We start from the raw sequence: 13,016 nt of genomic DNA, 5'->3' as shown, positions 1-13,016 counted from the left end.
CCATAAAATAACAACAAAAAATATATCTAATAAACACAAAGTACAATACTAAACATTTTTTCATTATTATATTGAGGCATTCCATTAAACATACAATAGAGGCCACGATGGAAAACCATCAAGGAAAATACTTAGACACGACTAATATCGAACTAGAACCAACTTATATTTATAGGGATGAAGATATTATCACCCCTAGCTTGGGTAAAGAAAATGCCGTTAAAATAATGACCAGATATACCTACTTTAAATCTGACAGCAAACAGATAAAAATATTTTACTACGCATTTACCACACCAAAATTCAATAGGGTACTGCATGTAAATAAAGATAAATATTCTGGACTCGTCAGTATTGATGAGGGAAAACGAGAGTATATAAGAAAAGCATTACTACTCTGGGCTGAAGTAGCGAATATTGAATTCATTGAAATACCTGAGAATGAGATAAATAAAGGTGATATTACTTTCTCTGCTTTTAAGTTAGCGGCTACTCCACTAGAATTACGCGATAGTGAGAATGAAGAATATGGCAGTGCAGATAAAGAATCTGTTACCGTAGGATTTACTTTCTGGGGTGAGTCAGAGATATGGTTGAATGATGCTGGCAATATACTTGCCGATTTGTCACCACAATCGGATGCGCAAGTGACTGTACTACATGAAATCGGTCATGTTTTAGGTTTAAACCATCCGTTTTACGATAATAATGTATTGAAAAACAATACTAAGTTACCAATAACTCATTATGACAATACTATACAGTATTCCCTCATGTCATATACTTCAGAATATTTATCAACAGCATCTTTTCTAACTGATGAAGAAAATGAAGAAAATGGAAAAAAAATTGAGGAAGACGATCATCATGATTTAAAAGTTCGCTGTCCATCAGGGCCACAACTCTATGACGTTGCCACAATTCAATATCTTTATGGTGCAAACCATAAAACCCGTACTGGTGATGATATCTATGGATTCAACGGTAATACCGGACATTCATTTTTAACGTTGGAGAATGAAAAACAACAAATAGTGCATTGTATTTGGGATGCAGATGGCAATGATACTCTTGATTTTTCAGGCTATAGTGTAGACCAAATAATTGATCTTAGACCAGGCCATTTTTCATGTGTCGGTGGATTATATTATAATGTTTCCATCGCTTTTAATTCATTTATTGAAAATGCTATTGGTGGCAGTGGTGATGATTACTTAAAAGGTAATAAAGGAAATAACACCCTGAAAGGGGAAAGTGGCAATGATGAATTAGAGGGGGGCGCTGGGGCTGATGATTTATGGGGGGGTAATGGCTACGATATATATATCTATTCAAGTACTCATGATTCCACATCAACTTCCACCGATACCCTATATGATTTTGAATCAGGTAAAGATAAAATTGATTTATCTGAAATATTACTGCCTAACAGTGATGTTACCGTGGTGAAAAATGCTAGCTCTGGTAGCCAAACGGAAATTCTCCAAAAATATGATGATATAAATCATATCACTTATCTGATGATTGATTTTGACCAAAATAAATATGAGTGCGATATGATGATAAAACTCACGGGTAGACATCAACTGTCTTTAAATGATTTTATATTTACCCCGCAAATAATCGCATAATTTTATATTTTTAAAATAAAGAACTTAAGCTGCTGCAAGTTATCACAGCAGCTTGTATTAAGGACGATGGGTATAGAGATCAAAACGATGGCTTTTGGTGGTCACTGCGGCCTGAGCCGCAACACCTGCCAGCGGTTCGGCATAATCAGGGCGCTTAACCACCACCCGCTTAGTTGCCAATGCGCGTGCCGGGGCCAATAAACCATCCGCATCTTCATCGGCTCCTACCAGCGATTGAAACACCCGCATCTCCTTTTTGACCAAGGCACTTTTCTGCCGGTGCGGGTACATCGGATCGAGATAAACCACCTCTGGTCGCGGCTCAATATCAGCCAAGGCGGTTAAGCTGGAAGCATGTAGCAGTGTCAGCCGCTCACGCAGCCACGGGCCAATCTCACCATCCTGATAACCACGGCGCAAGCCATCATCCAGTAATGCGGCAACCACCGGATTACGCTCCAGCATCTGCACACGGCAGCCCAGTGCCGCCAATACAAAAGCATCTCGCCCAAGGCCTGCGGTGGCATCGACGACGTGCGGAAGGTAGCCTTTTTTGATGCCGACAGCTTTGGCGACAGCCTCACCGCGCCCACCACCGAACTTACGACGATGGGCCTGTGTACCGGAGACGAAATCAACATAAATACCGCCGAGTTTCGGCTCGTCCCGCTTGCGCAGTTCGAGACGTTCCGGCGTCAGTACCAGCGCCATAATAGCCTGCTCGTCTGACACCAAGCCCCAGCGTTCAGCCAGAATAGACAAGGCGCCGGGATCGGCGCCTGCTTCAGACAATAAACAAATACTTACCTGTGACACATTCTAGCCCTTAATACCGTAATGGCGCAGCATAGCATCCAACTGCGGCTCACGGCCACGGAAGCGCTTGAACAGAGTCATTGGCTCCTCGGAACCGCCACGGGATAGAATATTATCGAGGAACGACTGGCCGGTTGCGGCATTGAAAATACCGTCCTCTTCAAAGCGTGAGAAAGCATCAGCAGAAAGCACTTCTGCCCATAAGTAACTGTAATAACCCGCGGCGTAGCCACCGGCAAAGATATGGCTAAAGGCATGTGGGAAACGGCCCCAGATTGGCGATGGTACTACCGCGACCTGTTTTTTCACTTCATACAGCACAGGCAGGATCTGTGCGCCGGTCAGTGGGTCGAACTCATAATGCATCCGGAAATCGAACAGGCCGAACTCCAGTTGGCGCAGGATAAACAGTGCCGCCTGATAGTTTTTTGCCGCCAGCAGCTTATCCAGCATCTCTTGTGGCAGTGGCTCATGGGTTTCGTAATGACCGGAAATAAACGCCAGCGCTTCCGGCTCCCAGCACCAGTTCTCCATAAACTGGCTTGGCAATTCCACTGCATCCCACGGCACACCGTTGATACCCGAGACACCAGCAGTATCAATTTTGGTCAACATATGATGTAAGCCATGACCAAATTCATGGAACAGCGTAGTCACTTCGCTATGAGTAAACAGTGCCGGTTTGCCGCCTACTGGCCCGTTAAAGTTACAGGTTAGGTAAGCGACAGGTTTTTGTAATTGGCCATTCGCCAGCCGCAGACTGCCGACACAATCGTCCATCCACGCACCGCCACGCTTGTGTTCGCGGGCATACAAATCCAGATAGAAGCTGCCGCGCAGCTCACCGCTGGCATCATATAGCTCGAAGAAACGCACATCCGGATGCCAGGTATCTACATCGTGGCGTTCTTTGGCTGTAATACCATAAATGCGTTTAACCACTTCAAACAAGCCTTCCAGCACCCGCTGTTCCGGGAAGTAAGGCCGCAGTTGCTCATCGCTGATGGAGAACAAGTGCTGTTTTTGCTTCTCAGAATAATAAGTGACATCCCACGCGGCTAACTCACTGACACCATAATGTTTCTCAGCGAAAGCGCGTAATTGGGCCAGCTCTTCTTCTGCCTGTGGACGAGCGCGTTTCGCCAGATCGTTCAGGAAGCCCAGTACCTGTTGTGGGCTTTCTGCCATTTTGGTCGCCAGCGATTTATCGGCATAACTGTTAAAGCCCAGCAGTTGTGCCAGTTCATGACGTAACGTTAGGATTTCGGCCATAATTTCGCTGTTATCCCATTTGCCTGCATTCGGCCCTTGATCAGAGGCGCGAGTAGCAAAAGCGCGGTACATCTCTTCGCGCAGTTCGGCGTTATCGGCATAGGTCAGCACCGGCAAGTAACTCGGCATATCCAGCGTCAGCAACCAGCCATCTTGTTCTTTGGCTTCAGCCATCGCTTTGGCGGCGGCTAATGCACTTTCTGGCAAACCGTTCAGTTGCTCAACATCCGTTATCAGTTTGCTCCAGCCCATCGTGGCATCAAGTACGTTATTGCTGTAGGTAGAACCCAACTCAGACAAGCGAGCAACGATTTCGCCATAACGTTTTTGTTGCTCAGGTTCCAAGCCAATACCGGATAACTGGAAGTCACGTAGCGCATTTTCTACCGCTTTACGCTGTGGAGCGGTCAGAGCGTCAAACCCCGGCCCTTCTTTCAGGCTGACATAAGCCTGATATAAGCCTTTGTGCTGCCCCACCCAAGTGCCGTACTCAGACAGCAAAGGTAAGCTCTGTTCATAGGCGGCACGCAGCTCTGGGCTGTTTTTGACCGAGTTCAAATGGCCGACCGGCGACCAGATGCGCGATAAACGGTCATCCGATTCAGCCAGCGGCTGGCACAAATTATCCCAAGTGAAAGGCCCAGATTGGGCGACAACCCGCTCCACCGCTTGACGGCATTCATCCAGAGCGGATTTCACCGCAGGCACGATATCTTCAGGGCGAATAGCAGAAAATGGCGGCAGGGAGAACGGGGTCAACAGCGGATTTGTCATAGGGCAGTCCTGATTATCGTTGTCGGCCTGACGGCAGTTACTCATATCGTCAGGCCATAAATAGGGTTGAAAGATTAACATGAGGTCTGTTGCGCAGAAAATCAATGGCTGGCGGCATCAATCCCTTTGATAGATAATGCTGCCTAAGCCGCAGGAGAAGCCGCAAATGTTAAGTTACCGCCATAGTTTTCACGCCGGCAACCATGCCGACGTCCTTAAACACACCGTTCAAAGCCTGATTATTGAGTCTTTGAAAGAAAAAGAAAAACCTTTCCTTTATCTGGATACCCACGCCGGTGCCGGTCGCTACCAATTGAGCGGTGAACATGCTGAGCGCACCGGTGAATACCTTGAGGGTATCGGCCAACTGTGGCAACGCGATGATTTACCAGATGATTTAGCGCCGTACATGAGTGTAATCAATTACTTTAATCGCAATGAGAAACTGCGTTACTACCCAGGCTCACCGTTGATTGCTCGCCATTTACTGCGCGAATATGACAAAATTCATCTGACCGAACTGCATCCCAGCGATTATCCGTTGCTGCGTAATGAATTTGCCAAAGATGAGCGAGCTAAAGTGCAGCGAGCCGATGGTTATCAACAGATTAAGTCACAATTACCGCCGCTATCACGCCGTGGTTTTATCCTGATGGACCCGCCATATGAGATGAAAACCGATTATCAAGACGTGGTAAAAGGTATTCAGGAAGGCTATAAACGTTTTGCAACGGGCACCTATGCATTATGGTATCCGGTGGTTTTACGCCAGCAAATCAAACGCTTGTTACGGGATCTGGAAGCCACCGGCATCCGCCGTATCTTGCAAATTGAGCTGGCCGTGCGCCCGGATAGCGACCAACACGGCATGACCGCCTCTGGCATGATTGTAATTAACCCGCCGTGGAAGTTGGAACAGCAAATGAATACGCTATTGCCGTGGTTGCACAAGGCACTGGTGCCGTCCGGTCATGGCCATACACTGGTGAAATGGGTAGTGCCGGAATAACTCTTTCCTAAATGAATCACCTATCAGAGCCATTGATGCATAAAGCTTTATCAAGCGCTACACTGATAGGCAATTTTTTAAACGACTTGGAAACGACACTGATGACCAAACATTACGATTATCTGGCAATTGGCGGCGGCAGTGGCGGGATCGCATCGATCAACCGGGCTGCCATGTATGGCAAAAAATGTGCGCTGATCGAAGCTAAACAGCTCGGCGGAACCTGTGTAAACGTCGGTTGTGTGCCAAAAAAAGTGATGTGGCATGCCGCACAAATTGCGGAAGCCATTAAGTTGTATGGCCCGGATTACGGTTTCGACACCACAGTGAACCATTTCGATTGGAAAAAGCTGATTGCTAACCGTACTGCTTACATTGATCGTATTCATCAGTCTTATGAGCGTGGTTTAGGCAATAACAAAGTTGATGTGATTCAGGGTTTCGCTCGCTTTATTGATGCGCACACCGTGGAAGTGAACGGCGAGAAAATCACCGCCGACCACATCCTGATCGCCACCGGTGGCCGCCCAAGCCATCCGGATATTCCTGGAGCGGAATACGGGATTGATTCCGATGGCTTCTTCGAATTGGACGAAATGCCAAAACGGGTTGCCGTGGTCGGTGCCGGTTATATCGCGGTAGAAATCGCAGGTGTACTCAATGGCTTAGGCACAGAAACACACCTGTTTGTACGCAAACATGCACCACTGCGTACTTTTGATCCGTTGATTGTTGAAACCCTGTTGGAAGTGATGAACACCGAAGGGCCGAAACTGCATACCGAAGCGGTGCCAAAAGCGGTTATCAAAAATGCCGATGGCAGCCTAACGCTGCAACTGGAAAACGGCACGGAAGTGACTGTCGACCATCTGATTTGGGCAATCGGCCGTGAACCGGCAACCGATAACCTGAATCTGGCTGCCAGTGGTGTCAAAACCAATGACAAAGGCTATATCGAGGTCGATAAATTCCAGAATACTAACGTCAAAGGTATCTACGCTGTTGGCGATAATACCGGTGCGGTAGAGCTGACGCCAGTGGCGGTTGCGGCAGGCCGCCGCTTGTCGGAACGCCTGTTTAATAACAAGCCGGACGAGCATCTGGATTACAGTAATATCCCAACGGTGGTATTCAGCCACCCGCCAATCGGGACGATTGGCCTGACGGAGCCGCAAGCACGCGAGAAGTTTGGCGACGAGCAAGTGAAAGTCTACAAATCGTCGTTCACCGTCATGTACAGCGCCGTGACTCAACATCGCCAACCTTGCCGAATGAAGCTCGTCTGCGTGGGTGCCGAGGAGAAGATTGTCGGTATCCACGGCATCGGTTTTGGTATGGATGAAATTCTGCAAGGGTTCGCTGTCGCCGTGAAGATGGGCGCGACCAAGAAAGATTTCGACAACACCGTTGCTATCCACCCGACTGCCGCTGAAGAATTTGTTACTATGCGCTAAAGCCTGAGAAAGGCACGTCTAAGGCTATGAACTGCAAGGTTTATAGCCTTTTTATTGGGCATATCATCAGGCCAGAGCTAAGCTCTGGCCTGATGATAAACCCTTTACCTACTTTCGTGATTTAGAAGCTCACTTTCACACCCAGATTACCAGCGTAGCCATCCATGTTGCCGTCAAAGGCGCGTTGGTATTTCACATCGGCATAGATATCAACATTGCTGTTCACCTTAGCAGTAATACCCGCACCGCCCTGCCAATAGGTTTTGCTAAATTCAGGGCGCAGACTTACCGTATCAACCGTCACCTGAGGGTTTTTGCCCAACTGATATACCACATCAGTAGACAGATAAGGTTTTATCGCCTGCTGTTTGGTTGCTTCGCTAAACACACGGACTCCGGCACGCGCCTGACCAACAGAGTAAGACGTACCATTGACACCAGAAATCTCATCATTAAAGCTGTTCAGATTCAGGTATTGGTACTTTAGCTGCCCTTGCGGTTCTACTTTCCAGCTACCCACGATTGGATACGCCTGACCGACTTCGGCAGACATCGCCACACCATAACCGTTCTGGTTGGCATCATGTTGGCTCTGATAACTGTTGCGATAGAGCGTCCCTTGACCAACAAGGTCAACATAGCCACCTTGCTGCGTCATTAACGTGTAGTAACCACCCAGACCATAAGCATCGGTTTTAATCTTACCGGTATTCACCGATAACTCAGGGCGTACTGCCCGCGCCTTATCTTGTGTGTCAGTTTCCTGTTTACCCAACGTTATCATGATACCGGCTGTCGCCTGAGTTCCGGCGGAATTCTCAGCTTGATAGATATCATGGCCTAATTGAGCAAACCAGATGTCTGAATCATAACTAAAACGGCCCGCATCAAAGTTATTGTGCTGCCCGCTTACCCGCCCCCAGGAATCCTGATTAAACCCCTTCGCCGCACCTTCAGCCGAACCACGACGCTCGTGCAAACTACCCAGCGTTGTAAAACCGTAGAATGCATTTAACCACGGTGCAGCAATATAGCCCGGCACTTCACTGCGATAAGCGGTGTCAGGTGGTGTTGGTGGTAAGACAGGGTTGACTACATCAGGCTCACTCGGATCAACAGGCTTCACCACTTCAGGTTTATTCGGATCTACAGTAATAATATCACCCGGATCAGTTGGGCCAACAGGGGTCAAATTAGACTGCAAGTTCCAGCTATGTTCATCAATCTGGTATAAGAAATACTGATAAGCACCCGCGACCACTGAGTTGCTCATGGTGAATTGCCCATTACTGGTATCACCATCAACCGTAATCAGGTTTATCCCTGCGCCGGTGGTTAATGCCCCCAGCCCGCCTTGATTCACCACCCAAACATAATGATCACCGGTCGCATTCCCTGTCACATGCAATTTATCTGCGGGCGAGCTGTCATCACCTAAATACGCATTGAAGACAAAACTGCCATTGCCGGAGAGATTGCTATTAATGGTTAAGGTGCTGAAACTATTCCTCGGTGAACGTGTATTTAGATTACTGCCCGCCGGGATAAAATTCATCTGACCTAAAATATGCATCGACTCAACATCAGCATCGCCAGTCAGATTCCAAATACTGCTGCTATCAATATCAATACTTTTGGCGTTATGTGCCGCGCCGGTCCAAACCGAGCTGTCCTTCAGCGTTAAATTAACATTGTTATGTTCTTCCGCCTGAAGATCACCCACCAGTACCGCATGGTTATTAGCATTAAGATTAACATTACTAATGATATTTAACGGGGAGGCAACCGTTCCAACGTTAGTGCTGGCATTGACCAATAGTCCGTTGCCACCGGTTAACTGCGAACCGTTATTCACATCGACATTGATATTGGCACCATAAGCGCGAATGCCAGCACCGTTCTCGCTGATAACCTGAGCGTTATCCAACGTAACCTTGCTATAAACCGCATTAGAGCCTGTGGCATAAATCCCACCCGCATTCATACCGGTGGTCGTAATTCGGCTATCTTTCAGTGCGATAGAACTGCTGGTCTGAGTCCACAAAGCATAAGCACTGGCACCGGTTGATGTTGCGGTGACATTCTTGGCATTAATAGACGATCCCGCAAACGTGCCGAGAACCATGCCTGAAGCACCGGTAGTATCGATGGCCGCCCCGGTCAGATTAAGGTTACCGCCACGCGCAGCGGTCGCCCCAATGCTGCCAACCCCGGCGGTTGAAATGACCATATCTTTGGCATCGAAACTCAGTTCAGAATAGATACCATGCGAATTATTCCCTTTGGTGATTGCCGTCGTATTCTCTACAACCGCCGTACCACGGTTCTCAATAGCCGTCGCATTCGCCCCTTCAGTAACCACGACGGTATTCTTAGCCTTAAACGATGAGGTGTTATCGGGAATCCAAACCCCCGTCGCATTATTACCTTTTGAGTGATAGGAGCCGCCATTAACGGTGAGATCAGCGTTCATGTTCACGTTAAGCATCGTCGCGCCACCGCTGTTAGACACAGCATTGACGTTATTTAGTATGATAATGGCTTTATTACTAAGGCTGTTACCCATCGCCCGCAATACACCACCAGAAGCTAACTCGATGTTCGCATCGCTGATAGTGGCTTTACCGGTAATGTCGAGAACTTGAGCAATATTGCCCGTCGCGTTCAGGCCCTCCATGACAATAGATGAATCGCGACCAACAGTGACACCCGCGTAGGCATTATTCATATTAATAGAGGTATTATCTAAGGTAGCGTTGATACCACCGTAACCAATATAAATGCCAGTACCACTGGTACTATTGGTGTTATTAATGGTGTTGTTCGCTCCACTGAGAGTACTCCCCAGGTCATTCAGATAAATACCATAGCTACCACCGCCACTGGTATTGACTGTCGTATTATTAACCGTCAGATGAGTACCACCCGAACCCGAAATGCCATAAGCGGATGCGCCACTAGTAGAGATCACGGTGCCATCAATGTCAGCTCGGCTGCCCAAACCCGTCGAGGAAACACCGTAAGCTGAGGAGCCTGTCGTCGTTATCGTCCCCCCCCGTAAGATGACAGTACCTTTGCTATTGCTGATACCACTCGCAACCACACCCTCAGTCTTGATAGCGGCCCCATTCAGGTTCAGAGTACCGCCATTGGTCACATTAACGCCGTTGGCCCCGCGTCCCGTAGTATCAATAGTGACATCTGAAGCGCCCGTAATGGTGCTGTCGGTGCCTTGTACCAGGACGGGCGACAGGTTGTCACCGCCTGTACCATAGCCACCAGAAATAGAAACAGAGCTACCATCTGTTACACTAGCCGTCTGTGCCGCCCAGCTATGCAGCGGGCTTAAAAGTGGCACCAGTAAACTGGCCAACAGTGTTTTACTAAAACGTGGTGACAGGGTTGTTCTGTTTTTTTTCATGGTGATAACCTGAATTTTGACAAAATAATTCAAATAGAACAATTTCTTATCTGTTCGCTATTTATCGCTTCCGGTTGCATTATTTATATTTAATCGCGAGGTTTCATTTCAAGAAAAAAATTAACCCTACCGTACTTATTAATGTATTTATTTATCGGTAAACATGACATGAGATAAAGCCACCGCCCACGTAGGAACCTTCCCACAAAAATATAATTACATTATTAATCAATTAGTTGATGTTTGCATTTTCAGAATTTGTCACATCCATTCTAATACTTTAAAAATAGATTTATTATTTATATAAAAAACTCTCCTTATGAAGTGAGAGTCATTCTTATTAAGAGTAACCTATCGAAGATAGGTAAATTTAACTTCACTGGGACTTTTTATATTTAGGATTTTTGCCCATGACAATAATATTCATCTTAATATAATGAATAACTATATTTTCCATGAGAGGCCCCTGCTATCTCATACTCTGTTTAATTTATAACGCACATATGAAGGAATAAAGATGGGGTGTCAGCCACCCTCGATTTGTGATAGCCCGCGACTCTGCTATTATCAACAGATAACCCGCATTTGAATGTCATATTTTGTAGAATAATCATCTGCATAAGGCATGGATTAAGGCCACCGAGGAGAATTATGCCGAACGCACCAAGACCCCCCCTAATACCACGGGTTGCCAGCCTTGAAACTGGCAAAAAAGCTATTTCTCACCTAACGCGTCTGAGTAATCGCATTAAAGCGTATCCGGCTATTGCCCATATTATCCGCGCAACAGACCGCTTTAATGACCGGCTGGGTAGCCAGTTTGGGGCTGCCATCACTTACTTTTCTTTTTTATCACTCATCCCGATTTTGATGGTCTCTTTTGCCGCAGTTGGGTTTGTACTAGCATCAAACCCTGACTTACTGGCGGGGTTAATTAACAAAATTGTTAATACCATCAGTGACCCGACTTTAGCCGCAACACTCAAAAATACAGTGAACACGGCAATCCAACAGCGCACCACCGTCGGGCTAACCGGCCTGGCTATCGCACTGTATTCAGGTATCAGTTGGATGGGGAATTTACGCGAGGCGATCCGTGCTCAGTCGCGCGATGTGTGGGAACGTAATCCACAAGATCAGGAGAAATTCTATTACCGCTATGCGCGCGATTTTGTTTCACTGACCGGGTTGGTCATCGCGCTAATAATTACGCTCTCATTAACCTCGATTGCAGGCGCGGCGCAGTCTGCGATTGTTAATGCTCTGGGTTTAGGTGGTATTGAATGGCTGCGCCCGGTGATGACTCTGATTGCATTATCAATATCTATCGCAGCAAATTATCTGTTATTTTTATGGATATTCTGGATTCTACCGCGCCATAAACCGAAGAAGAAAGCATTGCTACGTGGGACACTGATTGCGGCTATCGGTTTTGAAATCATTAAGTTTATTATGACAATGATGCTACCTCGCCTTGCCAGTTCACCGTCCGGTGCGGCTTTTGGTTCGGTGATTGGCTTGATGGCTTTTTTCTACTTCTTTGCCCGTCTCACCTTATTCTGCGCCGCCTGGATTGCCACGGCACATTATACAGAAGATGAAACCTTGCCTCAGAAAGGCAGCAGCAACACGGCACAATAGCCTTAAAAGACCTTATTGTTTACCCAATAAACCCGCCAGAACGCCTCTAAGGGTAAAACCCCATAATGATAAATAAGCATTATCGGGTTTGCCCGCCCCTCGAGTTTATCACTACACTATTGGTTCATTACGATCATGGAGGGTCATCAATGCCTCGCTCTATAAAATGCCGTTGGTACTTACTGATATTACTTGCCGTTGTTGTACTGGCTGCCTTGCTGATATATCAATTTCGCTTCAGTAATGCTGATGCACTGTGGAAAATTGTCAGTCAGCAATGTGTTCCCAATATGGAGACAAAGCACAACCCGCAACCTTGTATTGAGGTCAACACGCAAGCAGGCTTTGTGGTGTATAAAGATATCCACGGCCCGTTGCAGTATCTGCTGATGCCGACCGCAAAAATCAGCGGTATAGAAAGTTCACAGTTGATGAATATCGATAGCCCGAATTACTTCTTTGACGCCTGGCAAGCCCGCCACTTTATGGCTGATAAATATGGCGCACCGATTGAAGATGCGAATATCTCGCTGGCCATTAACTCAAAGTATGGCCGCAGTCAGGATCACTTACATATCCATATCTCCTGCCTAAAACCACAGGTAAAAGCCGCTCTCGCGATACATAACCGTGATTTCCGTCAGCAATGGCAACCACTGCCCGGCGGCTTGCTTGGACACGATTATTTGGCTCGACGCACTACAGCCGACGAACTACAGCAATCGGGGGCGTTTCGTCTGTTAGCTGATGAGGTTGCGGGAGCAAAAGAAGATATAGGCCGTTATGGCATGGCAATGACCGTATTACCTGACGGGGATTTTCTGTTACTGGCAAGTCAGGCGAGCCTGGCGAAGTTGCATCGTGCATCGGTGGAAGAGTTGCAGGATCACGATTGTAAATTGCTATATCAACCACCGACACACTAACTTATCTCCCCTTGCGACTTGAAGCCGCCGGAGCCGGTATTAACTGCGGCGCCAATGACTTTGGGTCTATTT

8 protein-coding genes are annotated in these 13,016 nt (G+C 47.2%); 5 read left to right on the top strand and 3 right to left on the bottom strand.

What is annotated here, in order from left to right; genetic code table 11:
- The first annotated feature begins 107 nt into the window (after window positions 1–107).
- The gene (locus AT01_RS20245; protein ID WP_052489966.1) at window positions 108–1,631 is read left to right on the top strand and encodes a M10 family metallopeptidase C-terminal domain-containing protein; all 1,524 of its coding nucleotides are present in this window, start codon (window positions 108–110) and stop codon (window positions 1,629–1,631) included.
- Between the two features lie 57 nt (window positions 1,632–1,688).
- Here the strand turns inward: AT01_RS20245 and rsmJ are convergent, their stop codons facing one another.
- The gene (gene rsmJ / locus AT01_RS12935; protein ID WP_042547442.1) at window positions 1,689–2,447 is read right to left on the bottom strand and encodes a 16S rRNA (guanine(1516)-N(2))-methyltransferase RsmJ; all 759 of its coding nucleotides are present in this window, start codon (window positions 2,445–2,447) and stop codon (window positions 1,689–1,691) included.
- 3 nt (window positions 2,448–2,450) lie between these two features.
- Complete coding sequence (prlC, locus tag AT01_RS12930; protein ID WP_042547441.1) at window positions 2,451–4,493, bottom strand: oligopeptidase A; 2,043 nt, start codon at window positions 4,491–4,493, stop codon at window positions 2,451–2,453.
- 166 nt (window positions 4,494–4,659) lie between these two features.
- On the opposite strand from prlC, the gene AT01_RS12925 reads away from it, so the two are divergent.
- A complete protein-coding gene (locus AT01_RS12925) occupies window positions 4,660–5,502 on the top strand; it encodes a 23S rRNA (adenine(2030)-N(6))-methyltransferase RlmJ (RefSeq protein WP_004699591.1) in 843 nt (280 codons plus the stop codon).
- Between the two features lie 101 nt (window positions 5,503–5,603).
- Window positions 5,604–6,956 (top strand): glutathione-disulfide reductase, encoded by a 1,353-nt coding sequence (gene gorA / locus AT01_RS12920; protein ID WP_042548616.1) that lies wholly within the window; start codon window positions 5,604–5,606, stop codon window positions 6,954–6,956.
- A 121-nt stretch (window positions 6,957–7,077) separates the two neighbouring features.
- Here the strand turns inward: gorA and AT01_RS12915 are convergent, their stop codons facing one another.
- Window positions 7,078–10,377 carry an autotransporter outer membrane beta-barrel domain-containing protein gene (locus tag AT01_RS12915; protein WP_042547440.1) on the bottom strand — a complete coding sequence of 1,100 codons (3,300 nt, stop codon included), beginning with the start codon at window positions 10,375–10,377 and terminating at the stop codon, window positions 7,078–7,080.
- A gap of 651 nt (window positions 10,378–11,028) precedes the next feature.
- Between AT01_RS12915 and yhjD the strand changes: the two genes are divergently transcribed.
- A complete protein-coding gene (gene yhjD / locus AT01_RS12910; protein ID WP_042547439.1) occupies window positions 11,029–12,018 on the top strand; it encodes an inner membrane protein YhjD in 990 nt (329 codons plus the stop codon).
- A gap of 149 nt (window positions 12,019–12,167) precedes the next feature.
- Complete coding sequence (locus AT01_RS12905; RefSeq protein ID WP_042547438.1) at window positions 12,168–12,944, top strand: CDP-diacylglycerol diphosphatase; 777 nt, start codon at window positions 12,168–12,170, stop codon at window positions 12,942–12,944.
- The last annotated feature ends 72 nt before the right edge of the window (window positions 12,945–13,016 follow it).

Origin of the sequence: Yersinia aldovae 670-83, assembly GCF_000834395.1 — a bacterium.
Classification (GTDB): Bacteria; Pseudomonadota; Gammaproteobacteria; order Enterobacterales; family Enterobacteriaceae; genus Yersinia; species Yersinia aldovae.
This window is presented reverse-complemented; position numbering and strand designations above follow the sequence as displayed.